A 23,008-nucleotide genomic window follows, 5' to 3' on the forward strand; every position below is an offset into this window, starting at 1 on the left:
TTTTAGTCTAAAAAAACTAAAAACTAAAAAAACGATAACTAAAACGAACGCTAGTAATACGTAAAACGTCTTACTTTAGCAATGTATTTCGCCAATCGTATTACTTGATGGCTGTAGCCATATTCGTTGTCATACCAAATATACAAGACGATATTCTTTCCATCTCTAGAAACGATTGTTGCGTTACTGTCGTAAATTGAAGGTGCCGATGTACCCACGATATCCGAAGAAACCAACTCGTTATTCAAGGAATATTTTATTTGTTCTACCAGTTCACCTTCTAGTGCATATTTTTTCATAATGGCATTGATTTCCTGTACAGAAGTTTCTCTGGATACTTCAAGATTCAAAACAACAAGTGAACCATTAGGAACGGGAACCCGAATCGCATTAGACGTTAATTTTCCTTCCAGCGATGGCAACGCTTTTGCAACAGCACTTCCAGCACCAGTTTCGGTAATTACCATATTTAGTGCAGCAGCTCTACCACGACGGTATTTGTTGTGCATGTTGTCTACTAAATTTTGGTCATTGGTATAGGCATGAATGGTTTCTAAATGCCCTTTTACAACGCCCAAAGTGTCTTCGACTGCTTTTAGAATTGGCGTAATAGCATTTGTAGTACAAGATGCTGCCGAGAAAATATTTATTTCATCCGGATTGTATTCGTTTTGGTTTACACCGTGAACGATATTTGGAACTCCTTTTCCAGGAGCGGTAAGCAACACTTTTTCTACTCCTTTTGAACTTAAATGTCGGCTTAATGCTTCATGCGTTGTGAAAGCGCCAGTGTTATCAATCACTAGAGCGTTGTCAATTTCATAAAGTGTATAGTCAATTTCCTCCGGTGAATTTGCTGTGATCACATGAACGGTGGTTCCGTTGATGATTAGCGCATTATTTTCGGGATCAGCAGTTACTGAACCTTGAAAATCACCATGAATAGAGTCGTAGCGCAATAAAGAAGCTCTTTTCTCCAGACTTGAAGCGTCATTTTTATCTCTGGTTACAATGGCTCTCAATCGCAATTGATTTCCTTTTCCGGTTTTTGACATTAATTCTCTGGCCAATAAACGTCCAATTCTACCAAATCCATAAAGTATCACATCTTTAGGTTGAATTTCCTCAGTAGATTTAGCTTCCTTTAATTTGTCGATTACAAAATGTCTTGCGTCTGGATATTTTTCGTCTTCTAAACGATATTCGTAGGTAAGTTTACCAATGTCCAATTTGGAAGGCGGTAAATCCAATTCTAAAATGACTCTGGCAATTTCAACCGAATCGAAAACGGTAATTGGTTTCCCCACAAATTCACCTGCATATTGATGCAAGTTGATGATCTCATTTACGTTTTTATCCAGCAACTGATTTTTAAATAAAACCATTTCTATGGATTTGTCATACCATAAATCGCTAATAATTTTGATTAACTCGACTCCGGCACGTCGTCTGTCGACTTGAAATGAAACTTCTTTTTGGTACAAAGTTGTATTATTCATAGGTGAAAATTTGTAAAAATTTAGTAGTTATTTTTTTAAATTTGGCGCAAAAATACCTATTTCAATCGATTTCGTAAGCTATTTTGTGATTTATTTTTGAAATAAAAAAAACCATCTTGTTTTTGCAAGATGGTTGTTAAATTGGATTGGAAAAATATTTAGATAATAATTTTTAGAATTTCACCGTTTTTATTGATCATTTCTATTCGAACGCTTTGGCTTTCTTCTTTTTTACTCAAAAGTTTAGAAACGGTCTCAATATCTTTTGCTTTTTCATTATCAATATTCAGAATTATATTTCCTTTAAGTTCGTTTTCATATTGTTTTAGATTATCATTCGTGATTGATTTAATTTTCACTCCATAATCCAGATTATATTTCTTTTTGTCAGTCGCATTGATATTCTCCAGTTCCATTCCTTTAAATTCGGTACTAAAAAATTCATTTTTGCTTAATACAACTGGGAGAACTCTGTTTTTTCCATCTCTGATAAAAGTTACCTGAACTTTGTCATTTGGTCTTTTTGTATTAATGTAACCCGAAAGGTCTGCATAGGTCGCCACATTTTGATTATCCAGTTTTATGATAATATCCCCTTTTTCAAGTCCGGATCTCTCGGCACCTGAATTTTTAGTTACATCTTTTATGTAAAAACCTTGCGTTTCCGGAATACCCAGTTCTTTTGAAGCATTTGAATTCAATTCGCCTCCTTCAACGCCTAGAATTCCTCTTTGCACATTCCCGAATTCCATAATGTCTTCAATTATTTTACGGGCAATATTGGATGGAACTGCAAAGGAATACCCAACATAAGAACCCGTCATCGATGAAATCATGGTATTGATTCCAATTAATTCCCCTCGTGTATTCACTAACGCGCCACCGCTATTCCCAGGATTTACAGCGGCATCGGTTTGTATGAATGATTGAATTCCGCTAGTACCTAAATCTCTCGCTTTTGCCGAAACAATCCCAGCGGTAACCGTTGAAGTTAAATTATACGGGTTTCCAACTGCCAGAACCCATTCTCCAATTTTAACCGAATCAGAATTGGCAAAAGCGGTATAGGGTAATTTTTCATCGGCATCAATTTTTAATAAAGCAATGTCCATTTTGGAATCGGTTCCAATGAGTTTTGCTTTGTATGATTTTTTATTATTTAGTGTGATTTCAATTTCCGTTGCGTCTTTTATCACGTGATTATTCGTTACAATATAGCCGTCTTCCGAAATTATTACACCGGATCCTGTTCCTACTTGCTCCTGAGTTTGTCCGCCTTGGTATCCGTAAAAATATTCTAACATGGGATCATTGACTGTTTTTCGGGACACGTTTTTTACGTGAACCACGGTGTGAATCGTTTTTTCGGCAGCTTCCGTAAAATCAACATTTTCTACGGATAGTCCTACGTTTTTACCAAATGATTCAGATGCCAGGGTGACAGTTGGGTTGTTCCTGTTGGAAAAATATCCGTTATTGTCAAATAATAACTTGTACGCGCCCAATGTAGTGGCTCCGCTTAATAATGACACTAAAAATAAGGTTGAAAATCGGTTCATGTTAGAATTCATTTTTAAATTATTTACAGGTAAAAATAAAACTAAATTGTTTTCTCACAATACGGTTTAACGCTCTTTAACAATGATTAACATTTCATTAATAGTTCGTACTTTTGTACAACACAATTCAAATAAAATGCAAATAGAATTTTATAAATACCAAGGAACCGGGAATGATTTCGTAATGATTGATAATCGTTCGGATTTTTTTCCAAAAGATAATATTCAACTCATCGCTCATTTATGTGACCGGCGTTTTGGCATAGGCGGCGACGGGCTTATTTTATTGGAAAATGACACGGAAACTGATTTTAAAATGGTCTATTACAACTCCGATGGAAATCAAAGTTCGATGTGTGGTAATGGAGGAAGATGTTTGGTGGCTTTCGCCAAAAATCGAAATGTGATTCAAAACAGCACTATTTTTATAGCGATTGATGGGGTACATCATGCAACAATTGGCGAAGACGGATTAGTTTCTTTGCAAATGATTGATGTTTCCACTATTAAGACTCATCCCGATTATGTTTTTCTCAATACGGGTTCCCCGCATCATGTTCAATTGGTAGAGAATTTAGAAGATTTTAATGTAAAAGAAAATGGAGCAATAATCAGATACGGAGATTTGTATGGAAAAGAAGGAAGCAACATCAATTTTGTAAAGCAAATCGATGAAGCAACTTTTTCTTTAAGAACCTACGAAAGAGGAGTAGAGGATGAAACACTTTCTTGCGGAACTGGCGCAACAGCAGTAGCTATAGCCATGAATGAATTAGGAAAAACGAATGCCAGTTCAATTATTTTGCATGTGGAAGGCGGAAAACTGACTGTTTCTTTTGATAAAAAAGACGGTATGTTCACGAATGTTTTCCTAAAAGGACCAGCCGAATTTGTATTCAAAGGAACTATTGAAATTTAAACAAAATCCTTACGTCACCTTAGGAAGTCTACAGTGAGAGAAGTCGAAGTATAGTCGAAGCGTTAATTCCTAATTCTGAATTCCTAAATCCTAAATTTAAAATGATAACATTAAAAGGAGAGAATATCTATATTCGTGCATTAGAACCAAATGACTTAGAGTTTATTTATGCCGTCGAAAATGATCAAAGTATTTGGGAAGTAAGTAACACTAATACACCTTATAGTCGGTTTTTAGTGAAACAATATTTAGAAAATGCGCACCAGGATATTTATGAAGCCAAGCAATTGCGATTGGCTATTTGTCAAGATCAGGATTTTCCGGCATTGGGATTAATTGATTTGTTTGATTTTGATCCAAAAAATAATAGAGCAGGAGTTGGTATAATGTTACAAGGGCATGAAAACCGCAAGCAAAATATTGGTTCTGAAGCCTTAGCGTTGTTAATTCAGTATGCTTTTCGCCATCTTAATTTGCATCAATTATATGCAAATATTGGTACAGAAAATGTGGCTAGTATAGCTCTTTTTACTAAATTTGGCTTTCAAAGTATAGGAATAAAAAAAGATTGGAATTTAGTAAACGGCAATTATAAAGACGAAGCTATTTTTCAATTAATTAATAATCACGCGAGCGACAGCGAACTGACGCAGCAATTTTAAACAATAATTATTTTGAATATAAAAAAAATTATAACAATCGTATCTGTTGTTTTAATAACAGGATTAATCGTTTACGGATTTGTTTTAGTACGTCAAATTTTTTCTGATAATACAAAATTTTCAGAGAAAGAAGTCTATGTGTATGTCCCAACGGGTTCGACCTATGATAATGTCAAAAAAATAATTGCCCCTTATGTTCAAAACATAGATCGTTTTGAAATGGTTGCCGATAAAAGAAGTTATCCAGACAATGTAAATCCAGGACGATTTTTATTCACAAAAGGAATGAGCAGTTACAATCTGGTAAAGGCTTTAAGAACAAATGTTCCTGTGAATTTAGCATTCAATAACCAAGAAAGACTGGAGAATTTAGCGGGAAGAGTAGGTTCTCAAATTGAATCAGACAGTTTGTCCTTATTGAAATCTTTTAAAGATTCTATATTTTTAAAAGAAAACGGTTTCACTAACGAAAATGTGTTGGCATTGTTTATTCCAAATACATATGAAACGTATTGGAATACTTCGGCTGAAAAATTCCGAGATAAAATGATTAAGGAATATAGAAATTTTTGGAATAAAGAGCGTGTAGCAAAAGCAGCAAAACAAGGATTGACTCCAATCCAAGCTACAATTTTGGCATCGATTGTTCATAAAGAGTCCGTAAAAAAAGATGAAAGACCAAGAATTGCGGGCGCTTATTTAAATCGTATAAGATTGCAAATGCCTCTTCAAGCGGATCCCACTGTTATATATGCTTTAAAATTGAAGTTTAACGATTTTGACCAAGTAATCAAAAGAGTATTTTATAATGATCTAAAAATTGCCTCACCTTATAACACGTATATGAATGTTGGTCTGCCTCCAGGACCAATCGCAATGCCCGATATTACGGCATTAGAAGCAGTTTTAAATCCAGAAAAAAACAATTACATCTATTTCTGTGCAAGCGTGGAGCGTTTTGGATATCATGAATTTGCGACCACTTTAGAAGAACATAACGTGAATGCCAAAAAATATTCGGATTGGATAAACAGTCAAGGTGTAAAGAGATAGTTTTGAAATATAAAAAAAACTATTGTTTTCTTCTTTTATTTTTGATTGGCCTCCAACCTGTTTTTGGTCAAAATAAAATGGAGAGTTTCCTGAAACCATCGGATTCTTTAAATAGTAAAAGGCAAAATACGGTAATCATTTCTGAAGCCGTATTGGCTTCAGGAGCTTTGGTAGGCTTAAACCAACTTTGGTATGCCGATTATCCAAAATCTAATTTTCATTTTATAAATGATAATTCCGAATGGCTTCAAATGGATAAAGCAGGACATTTATTTTCGGCCTATCATTTGGGGCGAGCTGGTGCAGAATTGTTGAATTGGAGCGGAGCCAGTAAAAAAAAGCAGCTGGTTTACGGAGCCGGTTTAGGATTTGTTTTCCTTACTGCTGTTGAGGTTTTTGACGGGTTTTCAGCGGAATGGGGCGCTTCTACAGGTGATATAATTGCTAATGCTTCCGGTACCGCTTTGTATGTTTCTCAAGAATTATTGTGGAAAGAACAACGGATAACCCCTAAATTTTCATTTCATACGACACAATACCCCAGTTATAGACCGGAAGTGTTAGGAAGTTCATTTACAGAACAAATTCTAAAAGATTATAATGGTCAAACCTATTGGCTTTCTGTCAATTTACATTCCTTTTCAAAGGGCTCAAAAATCCCAAAATGGTTAAATCTGGCTGTGGGTTATGGAGCAGAAGGAATGGTTACAGGAAATAAGGAAAATTACGCCCAAAATGTAACGTATAATCCACAGAGATTCAGACAGTTTTATCTCAGTTTGGACGCCGATTTGACTAAAATAAATACAAAATCCCATTTTTTAAAGACGGTTTTTTCTGTTTTAAATACAGTAAAAATTCCAGCGCCAACGATAGAAATCACGCACTTAAACGGAATTAAATGGCACTTAATCTATTTTTAGAATTATTTAACAGGCTGAAAATCAGTATAAATTAAATTGTTGTATCTTTGCCCGCAGAAATTTCTTAACGGGACAGCGTTTTGAAGAAAAACAATTTATGATAAAGAAATGGTATTTTTACTCAGGTTTGACGATTATTATAGCTTTTTTAAGCTCAGGGTTTAAACCTTTTAATTTAGAAACTACCCCATGGTTTTTAGTTCACGAAACAGACGGATCACCCTACTTATTTCCCTCTGAACAACAAAATGATTACACCAAATTGAATATCCCTTTTACCGGCAATTTCTTTATTGGTTTTAAAGAAGCAATCGGCTACAGAGAATCGGAAAGTAAATATAAAAAAGTTAATTCTCTGGGATACTTAGGTAAATATCAATTTGGTATAGAAACATTAAAATCTGTTGGAATACATAGTAGTTCCGCTTTTTTGAACAGTCCCGAAATGCAAGAAAAAGCATTTATAGCACTTTTAGCTCAAAATAAATGGGAATTGAAAAAAGAAATCGAGAAATATGAAGGTACTATTCTTAATGGAATTTATATCACGGAATCAGGAATTCTGGCTGCAGCGCACCTTGGAGGACCTGGAACAGTAAGAAGATTTTTTAAAAATAAAGGTAAAAGATCCTTTCGAGATGCTTATGGAACTTCAATACGAAGTTATATGAAAGCCTTTGGTGGCTACGACACTTCATTTATCGTAGCAGACAGTAATGCAACTATAAAAAGTATATAAATTATTACAAATTGTGTCTCTTGACGTACCGTTGTTTGGAAGCAAGTTTAAAATAGTACACTGATAACACAAGTAGTACTTATTAAGCAGATTTACACTGATTTTTAAGTTGATTTTAAAAATAAAAACCCAAATTTCACGAATTTGCACTAATTAATTTTTGCAAATCCGTGCAATTTGGGTTTAATATACTACTCAATTTTAAGTGTTCACGACAGGTTTTTCGTTCTGTCTTTTTATTTTATTAACATTGGTTTACTTGTTTTAACTATTTCCCCATTTGGTTTAACTACCAATTTAACTACGTCCTTGTCTTTTTTGATTTTTATATTATACTGTTTTTTGGTAACATCTCCTTTCTCTTGTGTGTAGAGAAATTTATCATTAACAATAGTCCATCCAGGATACGTTCTATAAACTGAGTAAATCACCTGATTGGGAAGTCTTACATTTTTGAATTCTTCTACAACACGAATCAATTTACCTTTATCATCATAAGTTGCAGCCAATGAACCATTTTTTGCCTTCATAATCACAAGATATTCTTCAGCTCCTTCGGCATCTTTACCAAGGTCATAAGCGATAAATTTTTCCTCGACAGACTTTACCCTTTGATCCGGGCTATTACTTGGTAAAAAAACAGAAAAATCTTTTCCTGCTCTTTTAATAACAACTTCGGGTAATTCTTCGATTTTAATTTTGCCAGTTTCTACTTGAGAATACAAAGAGGATGTTACTGCCAAAAAAGCTAAAATAATAGTAATAGATGTTTTCATAATATTCAGTTTTAAATTAATAATGTATTTTTTTTTATGAAATTAAAATAGTTGATATTTTATTTACTTTAAAATGTAATAAATTGTAAATCAATATTTTGACAAATATTTGTAAGAATCAAACATATTTTTATTAAGTAAATTTAGTTTTTTTATTAAGTAGTTTCTGTTAATATTTACTATAAATTATGTTAATATAAAAACTTTTTTGATGTTTTTTTTAATAGGAAAAATGAACGTCTTGTGTGTAAGAAATAAAAAAAACACCAATTATAAAATTGATGTTTTGTAACTATTATTTATCTCCTTATGAAAATGGCTTAAAATAATTATTCCATTCCTCCTATTAAAATTTCTAATATTTTTATCGCCGCCTCACTAATTTTTGTTCCAGGTCCAAAAACTGCAACTGCACCTGAGTCAAATAAAAACTGGTAATCCTGTGCAGGGATTACACCGCCAACAACCACCATAATATCTTCACGACCGTACTTTTTGAGTTCCTCAATTACTTGCGGAACCAGCGTTTTATGTCCTGCAGCAAGAGAGGAAACACCTAGAATATGTACGTCGTTTTCTATGGCTTGTTTAGCCGCTTCAGCCGGAGTTTGAAAAAGTGGGCCAATGTCAACATCAAAACCTACATCGGCATAACCAGTAGCGACAACTTTCGCTCCACGATCGTGTCCATCCTGTCCCATTTTGGCAATCATAATTCTTGGTCGACGGCCTTCTTTTTTAGCAAATTCATCTGCCATTTGTTTCGCTTTTTCAAAGCTTTTGTCGTCTTTTATTTCTTTGCTATACACGCCACTAAAGGATTTTATTTGTGCTTTGTATCTTCCAAAAACGGTTTCTAAGGCATCACTAATTTCGCCTAATGTAGTTCGGTTTCTTGCGGCATCAACAGCTAATTCCAGTAAATTTCCTTCACCAGTTTGAGCACAAAGAGTTAATTTTTTAAGTGAATTTTGTACTTTTTCGGTGTCCCGCGTTGTTTTAATTCGATCTAATTGTTCCAGTTGTTGCTTTCGTACCATTTGGTTGTCAACATCAAGAATTTGCAAGGGATCCTCTTTCTCTAATCGGTATTTATTGATACCTACGATAATATCTTGACTGCTGTCTATTCTTGCTTGTTTTCTTGCTGCAGCTTCTTCGATACGAATTTTTGGAATTCCTGTTTCAATGGCTTTGGTCATTCCTCCCAATTCCTCTACTTCTTGGATGAGTTCCCATGCGTTTTCGGCAATTTCATTTGTCAGACTTTCCACATAATAGCTTCCGGCCCAAGGATCAACTGTTTTGGTAATCTTAGTTTCTTCCTGCAAAAATATCTGGGTATTTCTGGCAATTCTGGCAGAAAAATCAGTTGGTAAGGCAATAGCTTCATCCAGTGCATTGGTATGCAACGATTGTGTCCCTCCAAAAGCTGCCGCCGAAGCTTCAATACAGGTTCGAGCCACATTGTTAAAAGGATCTTGCTCCGTTAAACTCCAACCAGAAGTTTGACAGTGTGTTCGCAATGCTAATGATTTGTCATCTTTTGGATTAAATTGTTTTACCAGTTTTGCCCAAATCATTCTTCCCGCACGCATTTTGGCAATTTCCATAAAATGGTTCATACCAATCGCCCAGAAAAACGATAGGCGAGGAGCAAACTCGTCGATTTTCATTCCTGTGGCAAGTCCAGTTCTAATGTATTCCAATCCATCGGCAAGTGTGTATGCCAGCTCAATATCAGCGGTAGCTCCCGCTTCCTGCATGTGGTAACCCGATATTGAAATGGAATTGAATTTCGGCATTTTTTTGCTGGTAAATTCAAAAATATCAGCAATGATTTTCATCGAAGGTGTTGGAGGATAGATATAGGTGTTACGCACCATAAACTCTTTCAAAATATCATTTTGTATCGTTCCGGAAAGTTGTTCTGGTTTTACGCCTTGTTCTTCGGCAGCGACAATATAAAAAGCCATGATTGGTAAAACCGCTCCGTTCATAGTCATAGAAACGGACATTTCATCTAAAGGGATTTGGTCGAATAATACTTTCATATCCTCAACCGAGTCAATTGCGACTCCCGCTTTCCCCACATCGCCCACTACACGTTCGTGATCTGAATCATATCCGCGATGCGTAGGTAAGTCAAAAGCGATTGATAATCCTTTTTGTCCTGCTGCAAGATTTCGTCTGTAAAAAGCATTGCTTTCTTCAGCTGTTGAAAATCCAGCGTACTGTCTCACTGTCCATGGTCTGCGCACATACATCGTTGCGTAAGGTCCGCGTAAATTTGGCGCAAAGCCAGCACCGAAATCAAGATGTTTAATATCTTTGATATCCTCGTCTGAGTACGTTTGTTTAAGTTCGATATTTTCAGCGGTTAAAAAGCTTTTTTCTTCTAACTTAGGACTTCTACCTTCAGACTTTTCTAATTCTATATGTTGAATGCTTTTTCTCAATGTTATTTTGTATAAATCTAATTAAACAATTTTATTTATTTCGCTGTTTCTTGAAGTATGAAAAACAGCCTTAATCTGAATTAATTTATCATCTACACTAAAATGTATTAAATAAGGAAATTTTTCTAATAGGATAACTCTATTATTATCTAATTTAAAATAATAATGGATTTGACTTAATTATTTTGAAACTTTCTTTAAACGAATTTTTAAATCGTTCTCCAAGTTTAGGATGAATGTCTTTATATCCCTCAAAACTTTTTTTAAAGTCTAATCTAGCTTCCGCTAAAATTATCATCTGATAATTCACTGTCGATTTCTTTTAAAAAATCATCAATATCTTGGGCCGAGGAAGGATCGTCCAAATATCTTTGGGTTCTTTCTCTTACTTCATCAATTTGCCATTGCGGAATTTCATACCCATTTGATTTAGGCAAAATAATTACTTCCACTTCCTCAGCTGAAAAATCAGCGGGCAAGGTGATGGTTATTTTGTGATTTATAACTGTAACAATTTGTCTAATCGCTTCCATAATTATTATTATTTATATTCAAATAAACCAAAAAAGAGATCTAGTTTTCTTCTCCTTTTAACCTTTCCTGTTCCAATTTTTCGGCTAAACGTTTTTCGATTATTGGTGTAATCAATGTTTTTCTAGGATTTTGTTTTACAAAAGGAAATAATTCTAAATCGTGTTTCATTCTATCGTCTTTGTTGGGATATTTATTGGTTCCCAATAAAATTTCTTTTCCTGTATCAAATAATTCTTGTTCTTTGTCTGCGCTTTCTTGGATTTTTCTTTTAATGATTCCGTCGTTGAGTTGTTTTAAGAAACCGCCGTTAGCCTCGATGTCTTTGAATAAAGCTAAAGATTTTTCGGCTAATTGATTGGTAATATTTTCTATGTAGTAACTTCCATCGGCCGGATTATTGACTTTGGCAAAGTAACTTTCATGCTTGAGAACCAACAACTGATTTCTCGCTATTCTATCACCAAATTCATTGTCTTTATGATACAATGCATCATAAGGTAAATTAGCAATAGCATCAGCCCCGCCAAGAATTGCCGACATGCATTCCGTTGTAGTTCGCAACATATTCACATTATAATCGTACAATGTTTTGTTGCGTTTTGTCGGCGAAACTATAATGTTACAATCAAGATTGTGGTCGTATTCTTTTGCAATTAGATTAAAAAGCAAACGTAAAGCTCGCAGTTTTGCAATTTCGAAAAAGTAATTTGTTCCTACAGCAACTTCGAAAACAATAGGCTGATTTATGGTTGTAATCTTGTTGAAATATTCATTGGCATGCGCTAAACTATAAGCGATTTGCTGTACCATGTTAGCTCCTGCATTTTGATATAATGCTGAATTAATACTTAGTAAAGAAGTTGATGTTGCTTCTTTCGAAAGTAAATTGAGCGTTTCAAAATTATTCTTTTCTTTAGTAACGAACCAGTTTCCGTCTTTGGCCAATTGCCCGATTGGGTCTAGGTTGATGAAAATTGTCGCGTTCTTTTCCTTTGCAATTGTTTCAATTTTTTTCACGAAATCGATTGAAATAAAGGCCAAATTAAAGTAAACTGTTACTTCTTCCAAGGGTAGTTTCGCTAATAATTTTTCGACATCAATAGTATCCTTTTCTATGGTAAAACGCAGACTTTCTGCACCACGATTTATAGAATCTAAGGCTCTTTCTACGGATTTTTCTACATCATAAACAAAAATGTTCTGACATATTTTAAATTCGGTTGCTTTCGTTACAACTGGATAAACTTTCGTGAATTCATCTTTGTGATAAAATGGTTTTACCTTTATGTCTTCTGGGGAATTCCAAATTAGAGTTTCATTATAATCGGCTCCATTGAGTTCAAATTGGATTTTCTGTTTCCATTGTTTGGAAGAAAGGGGATTGAAATCATCGAAAAGGGAATTAGCCATTTTGGTAGTTGATTTTAATAATTTTATTATTTATTTTTTTCAATCGTGTCACCTTCGAATTCGATGATATAAATATCTTCACTATCTTTTTTCATATAGTATTTTTCTCGGGCATATTTTTCTATTTGTTCAGAATTTTTTAATTGTTTAATATTCTCTTGGTCTTTTTTTATTTCTTCTTGATAATATTCTTTATTGTCTTGAAGTTCATCAATTTGTTTATCCAAAAAACGGTGATCGAAATACGAATAGTTATCAAGGAAAATCATCCAAGTAGAAAAAAATAACAAGACCCAAACATACTTGTTACTCAAAAATTTAAACCAAGGTTTGCCTTTATACGGATTTGTCATTTATAATATTTTTTAGCCCTGATTACTGCACTTAACTTTTATTTTCATCGGAGTTCTGTGAACTCCTTTTGAATTGAAAATCTTATATTGACTCGTCTTTGCTAGGAAAAAAAATAATAATAATGTCTTTACGACGAGACAGGAAATAGATCCTAATTCCTCTTTTCATCGGAATGACATCATGGTATTATGTTTTCTAATTTTGCAATAAAATTACAATAAATTATAGAATTTTTTGATTTATTACGGCACGAACTACGTCTATGGCAACGGTATTATATTTGTCGTTTGGTATGATGATATCGGCAAATGCTTTTGTAGGCTCAATAAATTGCTCATGCATTGGTTTTAGTGTTGATTGGTACCGATTTAAAACTTCATTCATATCGCGACCACGTTCCGCAATATCACGTTTTAAACGGCGAATTAAACGCTCATCAGAATCGGCATGAACATAAACTTTAATGTCAAAAAGTTCTCTCAATTCAGCATTTGCCAAAATTAAAATCCCTTCCACAATCATTACTTTTCTTGGATGCGTGAAAATGGTGTCGTCTGTTCTATTGTGCGTTACAAAAGAATAAACAGGTTGGTGAATATTTCTTTCGGCTTTCAATTCCTTAAGATGTGCAACCAATAATTCGAAATCAATGGCGCGTGGATGATCAAAATTTATTAGCGCTCTTTCATCAAATGACAACCCATGATTTTCTTTATAGTAAGAATCTTGCGAAATAATACCTACTTCCGTTTCTGGTAATTCATTCATAATCTGATGAACTACTGTTGTTTTCCCACTTCCTGTTCCGCCTGCAATTCCTATAATGAGCATAAATGTTTTGTTATGTTTTTGTCCTGCAAAAATAGGAATTTAATTGGGAGTGAATTTTGTTTTGGGAGAAATATTTGCTAATTTAATATACTTATTGCGTTATTAGTAAATCTCGATTTTAGGTGTCTTTCTTTCGTGTTATTCTTGTTATTTCAATTATTCTGTGAAATTTAAATAAATATTTAAAAAAAGGAGAGCCAAAAAACGGCTCTCCTTTTTACATTTATAATATTCGATTTTCTATTTATTCTTTTTTGCTTTAATCATCATTTCTAACTGATCCCAAAGTTCCTCAGGAATTGCTTCGAGGATGTTGAATTGTCCTGCTCCTTTCAACCATTCGCCACCATCGATAACAATGACTTCGCCATTTACATAAGCAGAGAAATCAGAAACTAAATAAGCGGCTAAATTGGCTAATTCTTGATGATCTCCCACACGTTTCAAAGGCACTTTTTTTGCCATATCAAATTTTTCGGCTAAATCGCCAGGCAATAATCTATCCCAAGCGCCTTTGGTAGGAAAAGGTCCAGGAGCTATTGCATTAGAACGAATTCCGTATTTTGCCCATTCTACGGCAAGACTTCGCGTCATAGCCAGAACTCCTGCTTTTGCAGTTGCACTGGGTACTACATAAGCGGATCCTGTCCAAGCATAAGTAGTTACAATATTTAAAATGGTAGAAGATTTTTGCTTGGTATCAATCCAATGTTTTCCAAATGCAAGAGTACAGTTTTTAGACCCTTTTAAGACAATGTCAATTACAGTATCAAACGCATTAGCAGACAATCGCTCCGTTGGTGAAATAAAATTTCCTGCAGCATTGTTAAGTAACACATCTACTTTTCCAAAAGCTTTTAATACTTCTTGCAGCATGTTTTCCACTTCTTCGTAATGACGCACATCACATTGTAGGGGCAAACAAGTTCCGCCAGTTTCGGTTTCCAGTTCTGAAGCAGTATTCTTTAATTTCTCTAAATCTCTTGAAGTGATGGCAACTTGTGCGCCTAATTCCATGAAATATTTAGTCATTGCTTTACCTAAACCGCTACCACCGCCGGTTACAACTATCACTTTTCCTTTTAAGGCGTCATCGCGTAACATTTTATCTGTATAATTCATAGTGTTTTATAATTTGATTCGTAAATATAATAAAATTAAATAGTATGCATGCATATAAAAAAATAGTAAATATCAGGCTATTTGATTGCGCACAATCGTTTCGCGGCTGCCTCTAGCGTATCATTGTCTTTGGCGAAGCAAAACCGAATTAGTTTAAGATCTTTACCATTTGCATAAAAAGTAGAAATAGGTATAGCTGCAACTCCATGTTCAGTTATCAACCATTTGCAAAAATCAACGTCATTTTTATCAGAAATAGAGGCATAGGATGCAACTTGAAAATAGGTTCCTTCGCAAGGCATGAGTTCAAATTGACTCTCTTTTAATAATTGTCTAAAGTAGTTCCGTTTTTCCTGATAGAAGTTTCCTATTTCATTGACGGAAACTAAATCTAGATACTCGCTGATGGCAACTTGACAAATGCTATTTACACTAAAAACCAAAAATTGATGTACTTTTTTGATTTCTTTCATCAAATATTCGGGAGCTATTAAATAACCTACTTTCCACCCCGTAACATGAAAGGATTTTCCAAATGAGGAAATCATCACACATCGATTGAGCAATTTTTCCCGCGTATTTGCAGAAATATGTTTTTCTTCAAAAGTGATGTATTCATAGACTTCGTCTGAAAGAATAATGATATTTGGATACTTTTCTAAGAGTGATTCTAAAATTTCAAAATCTGCTTGAGTTAAAATCTTCCCTGTCGGATTATGAGGATTATTTATAATAATCATTTTGGTATTAGTACTGCAAGCGCTCTCGATTGAATTCCAGTTTGGCGTATAGTCATCGTTTAAAGATACACGAACCGGATTCGCATTGCAAAGTAATACAGGAGCTTCGTAGCAATCATAACTTGGGTCCAAAATGATTACTTCATCATTTGTTTCTACCAAGGCTGTGATTGTTGTAAAAATTGCTTGAGTAGCGCCAGCGGTAACTAGGATTTCAGTGTCAGGTTGAACTGCTCTTCCGTATGAATTCTTGATCAGTAGAGCGATTTTCAACAATAACGGCGGATAGCCTGACATCGGCAGGTATTGGTGTACATTTTCTTTGGCAAGTTGAGCCACAATATCCGTTAATCTTTCATCGACTGGAAAGTTTGGAAAACCTTGTGAAAGATTTATGGCGTTGAATTCGCTTGCCATTTTTGACATTACCGTAAAGATGCTAGTCCCAATATTTGGAAGTTTACTCATGAAAATCACATTTATTATTGTTTATAAATGTACTCGTTTTATAATTATCTTGATTCGTTTTTGCAAAAATTGAAGTTCATTTATTCCTGTGGAGAAAAAAAGGCTTTTTAAGATTCCATAAAAAAAAAGCTACCCGAAGGCAGCTTGTAATTAAAATTAATTTTATTATTTATCTTTGGTAATAACTCCATCGGCATTAACAATTAATTTTCGAATTTCTTTATCTTTTTTAATTCGAATAGTATATTCTTTTTTAAGAACATCGCCTTCTTTTTGAGAATATAAATATTTGTCATTTACAATTTGCCAGCCCGGATACGCTTTGTATATTGAATAAATCACACTACTTGGAAGTTTTACATCTTTATAATTTTCAATAACTCGTGTTAATTTTCCATTTTCATTATAGGTCGCATTCAAAGAGCCGTCTTTGGTTTCCATAATCACCAAGTACTCCTCATATCCTTCATAATCTTTTCCAACATCATAGGCAATAAATTTATCTTCTATATTTCTTACTTTTAAATCAGCGTTTCGGTCAGGTAAATATACTGAAAAATCCTTTCCCGCTTTTTTGATGACAACTGCGGGTAATTCTTCCATTCTCATATTCCCATTAACAGTATCTTTTGTAACCTGAGAATAGGAATGAGGAACCAGACTTAATAAAAACAAAATAACAATAATTGATTTCATGATTTTTAGATTTAAATGATTTATTTCTGACGAATTTTAATGATTAATTAATTTGTAGTAAGGCTTATGTTTTCTTCCCCTTCTGGTTTTTACTAATTATTTTAAGTCACTATAATTCAGAGTTTTAATTATTTATTTTTTTGAATTTTGATATCAAAAAAATGATTGGCACAAGTAAAATTAACACTTTTTTTAGAGTTTTACGGTTAATATTTTCTATAATTATTGTTAATATAATCGGATATTTTCTGCTATTTATTAATCAGAAAATCCATCTTTATTTAAAATAAAAGAGGTGGTTTTTTATGTAAAAAGGAAAAAAATAATCCTTATAATATAGTTCTTAAGGGAGCATTTTGTGCTTTTAAAAAGAATAAAAAGCACCAAAAAAAGCAACTCTTTAATTCACAAAACATCTGTAGTTTTTGTTTTTGAATCAAATATTTTTAGAAAACTAATAATTCCTTTAGTAAAGAATTTTAGTTTATGTCTTTTAAGTAAGGAAATCGAGAATTTTACATTTTATGAATTATAAAAATAGTAGGACGATTGTGTAAATCAACCGTAACTTTTTTCCAATCAGAAGCTCTCATCGTTTTGATGTATTCTGTAGGTAAAGTAATATCTGTTGCAATACAAAGATGAGTTGCAGGGTTTATAGCTTGTAAAATATCTTCCAACATTTTATTGTTTCGATACGGAGTCTCAATAAAAATTTGGGATTGGTTCTTGTCTTGAGAAAGCTTCTCTAAATTTTTAAGAGCGGTTTTCTTTTCTCCTTTTTCAATTGGCAAATACCCATTGAACGTAAAACTTTGACCATTCATACCAGAAGCCATCATCGCTAAAAGTATCGAAGAAGGTCCTACCAGAGGAATGACCTTAATTCCTTTTTCATGAGCCAATTTCACAATTACTGCACCCGGATCAGCTACTCCAGGACATCCAGCTTCGCTCATTAATCCAACATTTTTTCCTTCCAGCAAAGGCTTTATAAAGTCTAAATGTTCCTTGGTTTCGGTATGTTTGTTTAAAACAAAAAGAATAAGTTCAGATTGTTTTTTTTCGGGACTTACAGCTTTAATCGATTTACGTGCCGTCTTTTCGTTTTCAACAATATAATAATCTATAAAATCAATACTTCTTTTTACGGTTTGAGGTAAAACATCCATTGGATCGCAATCGCCCATGGTCGTAGGGATTAAATAAAGTTTTCCTAAAAGTGCAGTTGGTTTCATAAGTAAGTTATTATATTTCTAAAACGAATAATGTGAGATTAATTTTTCTATGAAAATGCGCTAATAATCAGATTGTGACATTAGTTTTTTTAAAAAATAAATCAAAGTTTATTGGTGTTTGACTATTAGTTTTTTGGCAATGACATCGCAAGCTTCATCAAGCATATTGTATATTATTTGAAATCCATTTGGCAAACCAAAGTATGGATCCGGAACATCTACATTTTCGTTTGGAAATAGCTCATTCAATATAAGCTTGACTTTGTCTTTTTGTTCTTTATTTTCTGCAAGTTCTAGTACATCTTGGTAATTAGTATGGTCCATCACATAAATATAGTCAAAAGAATCGAAATCAGATTTGCTAAATTGTCTGCCTTTCTGATGGGAAATAGATACCCTGTTTTTTTTTGCAACAGCGATGGAACGTTCGTCAGGCGCATGACCAATGTGCCACGAACCTGTTCCTGCCGAATCTACAGTGAATTTGTTTTTTGGAAGTTTTGAAGCTAATATTCCTTCGGCCAAAGGTGACCGACAAATATTTCCTAAACAGACCATTAAAATTTTATGGGCATGATGCTTTTATAACGTTAATTTGGTATTAATGTCATCAACAAACTTTTTAAACTGTTTGTCAGTAGCAACTAAATTGTCAACAGTTTTACAAGCATGTAATACCGTAGCGTGATCGCGATCGCCTATTTGAGAACCAATATTCGCTAAAGACGCTTTGGTGAATTTTTTAGCAAAAAACATAGCTAATTGTCTTGCTTGAACTACATGTCTTTTTCTGGTTTTTGATTGCAATGTTTCTAAATCCAATTGAAAATAATCAGACACAATTTTTTGAATGTAATCAATAGAAATTTCTCGTTTTACATTTTTAACAAATTTTTCTACGACACTTTTCGCAAGTTCTAGGGTAACTTCTTTTTTATTAAATGACGATTGGGCAATCAATGAAATGATAGCTCCTTCGAGTTCTCGAACATTAGATTTAATATTACGAGCCACATATTCGATAATTTCTTCAGGGATTTCTACACCATCTCTGTACAATATATTTTTCAAGATTGAAATTCTGGTTTCATAATCAGGTTGGTGCAATTCAGCGGACAATCCCCATTTGAAACGAGACAATAACCGTTGTTCGATGTCTTGCATGTCAACTGGTGCCTTGTCTGATGTCAAAATTACCTGTTTTCCGTTTTGATGCAAATAGTTGAATATATGGAAAAATACATCTTGAGTCCCTGATTTTCCTGATAGGAATTGAACATCGTCAATGATTAATACATCAATCAACTGGTAGAAATGAATGAAATCATTTCTATTATTTTTCTTTACGGAATCAATATATTGTTGAGTGAAAATTTCAGCAGAAATGTATAAAACTGTTTTTTCAGGATATTTGTCTTTTATTTCAACTCCAATAGCATGCGCTAAATGTGTTTTTCCAAGACCTACACCACCAAAAATCAACAATGGATTGAATGAGGTTCCGCCTGGTTTATTGGCCACAGCCATACCAGCAGAACGAGCTAATCTATTTGAATCACCTTCTAAAAAATTATCAAAACTATAGTTTGCGTTCAACTGGGATTCGATTTTCAAATTTCGAATTCCGGGAATTACAAATGGGTTTTTTAATTCAGGATTTAAGTTCTTAAATGGAGCATCAACTTCTTGAGGCTTCATGGGTACTCTGTTGGCACTTGGCAATTGTTCCGTGAAAGGTTGTTTGTTGCCGTAAGTGTTTTCCATTCTGATTTTATAGAGTAACTTTGCGTTTTTTCCAAGTTCTTTGGTAAGTGCCACTTTTAACAATTTCACATAGTGTTCTTCTAACCATTCGTAGAAAAATTTACTTGGAACTTGAATATATAATGCGTTATCGGTAAGTTCAACTGACTTGATTGGTTCGAACCAAGTTTTATAGGCTTGATCTTGGATGTTGTCTTTAATAAAAGACAAACAGTTTTCCCATACTGATTGAGCAGTTTTGTTCATATATTCTGTTAATTATATTTAATTGGTAATTATTGTCCTACCAAAAAAATAGTAAGTTTTGTCTTTTTTTCGGGGTAACAAATATGTGAACAAATTTCTGTAAAAAAAAATAATTTAGGTGGTAATTTTTTAAATTATTGTTGTAAGGAACTTTTTATATTTTAAATTTTTAATAAATAATTAATGAAAGATCATCAAATTCAAGTTAGGGTGCGTTACTCTGAGACAGACCAAATGGGTGTTGTTTATCATGGGAATTATATTCCTTATTTTGAGATAGGAAGAGTCGAATGGCTTAGAGACAAAGGGATTTCTTATAAAAGTATGGAAGAAAGTGGTATTGCGCTTCCTATCGTTTCCATGAATATAAATTATAAAAAATCGGCGCGATATGATGAGCTACTTACTGTGCACACCGTTTTTAAAAGTCAGAGCTCTGTGAAGATAGAATTTGATTGTACGATTTATAATGAATCAGATGAGTTATTAACAACTGCCCAATTTATTTTAGTTTTTGTGTCCATAAAAACAGGTCGTCCAACCGCTCCACCGCACTATATTTTGGAATTGTTAAAAACAATGGAATAAAATAATAAAAAAGTAATTTTTATAGAGAAATTATTTTTTTTTAATATCAATTTCAAACATTGAATTAAAAATGTCGAAGATTTTTTCGGCATTTTTTTTTCGTGTTTTTATCTCGATTTTACCAATTGGAAGACCTGAAACTTCATTTATTTCCATTTCTTGAGTAACAATTTCCAGCTTCTTTTCCTTAATTACTCGCATCACTTTATTCATATTTTTATAATCAAAAGAGATCAAAAAATGTAGATCAATTGTTTTTTCAACTATTTCGCAAGTCTCAAGAATTATTTGTGCTGTAGTTTTATAAGCTGAAATCAATCCACCTACACCCAGTTTTACGCCTCCAAAAATCCGAACCACTACAATCAATACATTAGTAATAGAAAAGGACTGAATTTGACCATAAATAGGCATTCCAGCGCTGTTGCTTGGTTCTCCATCATCATTAGCTCTGTAAGTTATCGAATCAGTACCAATTTGATAGGCATAACAAAAATGTCCTGCATTAGGATGCTGCTTTCGTAAACTGTCGATAATGGGTTTTACTTGGTCTTCCGATTGAATTGGGAAAGCATAACCAAAAAATTTGCTGTTTTTTTCTTTGAATAGTACTTCTTCTGGTGAAAATTCAATGGTATTGTAGGTGTCTTTAAATTCCAAAAGCGGATTATTTTCTAAATTATTTTTTTGTCAAATAAATCAACGATATCTTCTTTACCAACTATTAAATTCCAAACTTCTAATCCCAATGCATGTGCAGCGTCGGTATTTTCTTTTTTGTCATCTATGAATAAGGTCCTTTTTGGTGACAATTCATGGTTGTTTATTAGGTGATTGAAAACTTCAGGACCTGGTTTTCTCATTCCAATTTCAAATGAAAAATATACTTTTTCAAAACATTGATAAAAATCACTGTAAAATGAAACTCCTACTTTTTTTTCGAAAGTTTCGATATGAATGGAATCGGTGTTACTCAATAAAAATAATCGGTATTTTTTTGATAGCATTTGAATAAATTCCAATCGATACAGTGGAAAGTCAAGAAGAATAGCATTCCAAGCAGCTAAAATTTCTTTAATACTTGCATTTGGAATGTGTTTTTGAATCCCGAAAAGGAAATTTTCTCGCGAGATTTTCCCTGTTTCAAATTGAATATTTAAATGATCTAAATCGTCATTCCACTCTGTCAATCCTAGTTTTTTTAGACCGTCCATAGTGGATTTTTTATCTAAATTGATAAAAATATCTCCAAAATCAAAAATTATAGTATTAATCATGGTTTCTAGATAGTATTAATTCATCGTCGCCAATCGTAGATTTGTCGAACGATTTTTTAGCAATTATTGGTGCTTCAATTCCTTCTTTTAATTGGATATTTCCAACAAAAATGCGGGCTTCGTCCCAAAGGTTGGCATCAATAAAAGTCTGTAACGTTTGTCTGCCTCCTTCAATAATTACGGATTGAATTTGATGCTGGTGAAGTGTTTTGACTATTTGTGCAGCTATATTTTGTTCGAAATCAATTACTTCAAAGATAATATTTTCTTTTTCAACTGCAGGCTTTAATTTCGAAAATACGATTGTTTTGATCTGACAGTTAAAGATGTGACAGTCATTGGAAATGCGGTTGTTTTGGTCCAGAACCACCCGAACAGGATTTTTTCCCGTCCAATCTCTTACATCTAATTTTGGATTATCGTCAATAACGGTTTGGGTTCCCACAAGAATGGCTTGTTCTTCACTTCTCCATTTATGGACCAATTGTCTCGAATAAACGTTGGTAATCCAAACTGGTTTTTTTTCTAATTTTTCTAAAGGAGCGATGAAGCCATCTTTACTTTCGGCCCATTTCAAAATAATGTAGGGTCTTTTCTTGTTGTGAAAAGTAAAATAGCGTTTGTTCAGCTCATTGCATTCGGCTTCAAGAATGCCAACTGTAACATTTATTCCGGCTTCAATTAATTTTTTGATGCCATTTCCGGACACTTTCTCATTTGGGTCAAAAGTTCCAATTACCACATTTGGGATTTCATTTTTTACAATCAAATCGCAACAAGGAGGTGTTTTTCCAAAATGACTGCAGGGTTCTAAACTCACATAAATAGTCGCTTTTTTTAACAACGATTTGTCTTTGACCGAATTTATGGCATTTACTTCGGCATGCGGTTCTCCTGATTTTTTATGCCAGCCTTCGCCAATGATTTTATTTTCATAAACAATTACACTTCCTACCATAGGATTGGGATAGGTTGTTCCCAATCCGTTTTTGGCTAATTCAATGCAACGAGCTATATATTTTTCATGTATTTTCACCTTACAAAAGTAGTTATTTTTGAGTTTAGCCTTGAAACTTCCCGATTTGTTTTAAAACTTTCGAAAATTACAATAAACAATTTCTATTTTTGCGAGTAAAATAAGTAGTGTCAAA

At 33.5% G+C, this 23,008-nt stretch carries 23 protein-coding genes; 6 read left to right on the plus strand and 17 right to left on the minus strand.

Annotated features, from left to right (window positions below; translation table 11 throughout):
• Positions 1 to 50: 50 nt before the first annotated feature.
• Both IWX84_RS09995 and IWX84_RS10000 read right to left on the minus strand, forming a co-directional pair.
• The gene (locus IWX84_RS09995) at positions 51 to 1,499 is read right to left on the minus strand and encodes a glyceraldehyde-3-phosphate dehydrogenase (protein ID WP_196850606.1); all 1,449 of its coding nucleotides are present in this window, start codon (positions 1,497 to 1,499) and stop codon (positions 51 to 53) included.
• Positions 1,500 to 1,657: 158 nt separating this feature from the next.
• Positions 1,658 to 3,058 carry a trypsin-like peptidase domain-containing protein gene (locus IWX84_RS10000; RefSeq protein WP_196850709.1) on the minus strand — a complete coding sequence of 467 codons (1,401 nt, stop codon included), beginning with the start codon at positions 3,056 to 3,058 and terminating at the stop codon, positions 1,658 to 1,660.
• Between the two features lie 136 nt (positions 3,059 to 3,194).
• Here IWX84_RS10000 and dapF point away from each other — a divergent pair, with 136 nt between their 5' ends.
• The 5 genes from dapF (at position 3,195) to IWX84_RS10025 (ending at position 7,354) form a co-directional block, all read left to right on the plus strand.
• Positions 3,195 to 3,977 carry a diaminopimelate epimerase gene (dapF, locus tag IWX84_RS10005; protein WP_196850710.1) on the plus strand — a complete coding sequence of 261 codons (783 nt, stop codon included), beginning with the start codon at positions 3,195 to 3,197 and terminating at the stop codon, positions 3,975 to 3,977.
• Between the two features lie 101 nt (positions 3,978 to 4,078).
• A complete protein-coding gene (locus IWX84_RS10010; protein ID WP_196850607.1) occupies positions 4,079 to 4,639 on the plus strand; it encodes a GNAT family N-acetyltransferase in 561 nt (186 codons plus the stop codon).
• 12 nt (positions 4,640 to 4,651) lie between these two features.
• Positions 4,652 to 5,692, plus strand: a complete 1,041-nt coding sequence (mltG, locus tag IWX84_RS10015; RefSeq protein ID WP_196850608.1) for an endolytic transglycosylase MltG — start codon at positions 4,652 to 4,654, stop codon at positions 5,690 to 5,692.
• Positions 5,693 to 5,769: 77 nt separating this feature from the next.
• Positions 5,770 to 6,615 (plus strand): DUF2279 domain-containing protein, encoded by an 846-nt coding sequence (locus tag IWX84_RS10020; protein ID WP_196850609.1) that lies wholly within the window; start codon positions 5,770 to 5,772, stop codon positions 6,613 to 6,615.
• Positions 6,616 to 6,712: 97 nt separating this feature from the next.
• Positions 6,713 to 7,354, plus strand: coding sequence for a peptidoglycan-binding protein LysM (locus tag IWX84_RS10025; RefSeq protein WP_196850610.1), 642 nt, complete (start codon positions 6,713 to 6,715; stop codon positions 7,352 to 7,354).
• A 236-nt stretch (positions 7,355 to 7,590) separates the two neighbouring features.
• On the opposite strand, the gene IWX84_RS10030 is transcribed toward IWX84_RS10025, so the two are convergent.
• The 12 genes from IWX84_RS10030 to dnaA form a co-directional block, all read right to left on the minus strand.
• Positions 7,591 to 8,130 carry a hypothetical protein gene (locus IWX84_RS10030; RefSeq protein WP_196850611.1) on the minus strand — a complete coding sequence of 180 codons (540 nt, stop codon included), beginning with the start codon at positions 8,128 to 8,130 and terminating at the stop codon, positions 7,591 to 7,593.
• Between the two features lie 329 nt (positions 8,131 to 8,459).
• Positions 8,460 to 10,589 carry a methylmalonyl-CoA mutase gene (scpA, locus tag IWX84_RS10035; RefSeq protein ID WP_196850612.1) on the minus strand — a complete coding sequence of 710 codons (2,130 nt, stop codon included), beginning with the start codon at positions 10,587 to 10,589 and terminating at the stop codon, positions 8,460 to 8,462.
• A 275-nt stretch (positions 10,590 to 10,864) separates the two neighbouring features.
• Entirely contained in the window at positions 10,865 to 11,122 is a 258-nt protein-coding gene (locus IWX84_RS10040) for a hypothetical protein (protein ID WP_196850613.1), read from the minus strand.
• A gap of 40 nt (positions 11,123 to 11,162) precedes the next feature.
• A complete protein-coding gene (locus IWX84_RS10045) occupies positions 11,163 to 12,533 on the minus strand; it encodes a methylmalonyl-CoA mutase subunit beta (protein ID WP_196850614.1) in 1,371 nt (456 codons plus the stop codon).
• A gap of 26 nt (positions 12,534 to 12,559) precedes the next feature.
• On the minus strand, positions 12,560 to 12,886 hold the full coding sequence (locus IWX84_RS10050; protein WP_196850615.1) for an FtsB family cell division protein: 327 nt from the start codon (positions 12,884 to 12,886) through the stop codon (positions 12,560 to 12,562).
• Positions 12,887 to 13,109: 223 nt separating this feature from the next.
• Positions 13,110 to 13,718 carry a uridine kinase gene (gene udk, locus IWX84_RS10055; RefSeq protein WP_196850616.1) on the minus strand — a complete coding sequence of 203 codons (609 nt, stop codon included), beginning with the start codon at positions 13,716 to 13,718 and terminating at the stop codon, positions 13,110 to 13,112.
• A gap of 240 nt (positions 13,719 to 13,958) precedes the next feature.
• Positions 13,959 to 14,840: an SDR family oxidoreductase gene (locus IWX84_RS10060; protein ID WP_196850617.1), complete on the minus strand. Its 882-nt coding sequence runs from the start codon at positions 14,838 to 14,840 to the stop codon at positions 13,959 to 13,961.
• A 77-nt stretch (positions 14,841 to 14,917) separates the two neighbouring features.
• Positions 14,918 to 16,048, minus strand: coding sequence for a methionine aminotransferase (locus IWX84_RS10065; protein ID WP_196850618.1), 1,131 nt, complete (start codon positions 16,046 to 16,048; stop codon positions 14,918 to 14,920).
• A 165-nt stretch (positions 16,049 to 16,213) separates the two neighbouring features.
• A complete protein-coding gene (locus tag IWX84_RS10070; RefSeq protein WP_196850619.1) occupies positions 16,214 to 16,744 on the minus strand; it encodes a hypothetical protein in 531 nt (176 codons plus the stop codon).
• Between the two features lie 515 nt (positions 16,745 to 17,259).
• Complete coding sequence (locus IWX84_RS10075) at positions 17,260 to 17,982, minus strand: SAM-dependent methyltransferase (RefSeq protein ID WP_196850620.1); 723 nt, start codon at positions 17,980 to 17,982, stop codon at positions 17,260 to 17,262.
• 108 nt (positions 17,983 to 18,090) lie between these two features.
• On the minus strand, positions 18,091 to 18,540 hold the full coding sequence (locus IWX84_RS10080; protein WP_196850621.1) for a low molecular weight protein-tyrosine-phosphatase: 450 nt from the start codon (positions 18,538 to 18,540) through the stop codon (positions 18,091 to 18,093).
• Positions 18,541 to 18,564: 24 nt separating this feature from the next.
• On the minus strand, positions 18,565 to 19,992 hold the full coding sequence (dnaA, locus tag IWX84_RS10085; protein ID WP_196850622.1) for a chromosomal replication initiator protein DnaA: 1,428 nt from the start codon (positions 19,990 to 19,992) through the stop codon (positions 18,565 to 18,567).
• 183 nt (positions 19,993 to 20,175) lie between these two features.
• Here dnaA and IWX84_RS10090 point away from each other — a divergent pair, with 183 nt between their 5' ends.
• A complete protein-coding gene (locus IWX84_RS10090) occupies positions 20,176 to 20,580 on the plus strand; it encodes an acyl-CoA thioesterase (RefSeq protein ID WP_196850623.1) in 405 nt (134 codons plus the stop codon).
• Between the two features lie 30 nt (positions 20,581 to 20,610).
• Here IWX84_RS10090 and IWX84_RS10095 read toward each other — a convergent pair whose 3' ends face one another.
• The 3 genes from IWX84_RS10095 to ribD are packed head-to-tail and all read right to left on the minus strand — an operon-like array spanning position 20,611 to position 22,893.
• Entirely contained in the window at positions 20,611 to 21,240 is a 630-nt protein-coding gene (locus IWX84_RS10095) for an IMPACT family protein (RefSeq protein WP_196850624.1), read from the minus strand.
• Between the two features lie 14 nt (positions 21,241 to 21,254).
• Positions 21,255 to 21,857 carry an HAD family hydrolase gene (locus IWX84_RS10100; protein ID WP_196850625.1) on the minus strand — a complete coding sequence of 201 codons (603 nt, stop codon included), beginning with the start codon at positions 21,855 to 21,857 and terminating at the stop codon, positions 21,255 to 21,257.
• On the minus strand, positions 21,850 to 22,893 hold the full coding sequence (gene ribD / locus IWX84_RS10105) for a bifunctional diaminohydroxyphosphoribosylaminopyrimidine deaminase/5-amino-6-(5-phosphoribosylamino)uracil reductase RibD (protein ID WP_196850626.1): 1,044 nt from the start codon (positions 22,891 to 22,893) through the stop codon (positions 21,850 to 21,852). The genes IWX84_RS10100 and ribD overlap by 8 nt, the downstream gene beginning before the upstream one ends.
• Positions 22,894 to 23,008 lie beyond the last annotated feature (115 nt).

This window comes from Flavobacterium sp. CG_9.10, assembly GCF_015752245.1.
Classification (GTDB): Bacteria; Bacteroidota; Bacteroidia; order Flavobacteriales; family Flavobacteriaceae; genus Flavobacterium.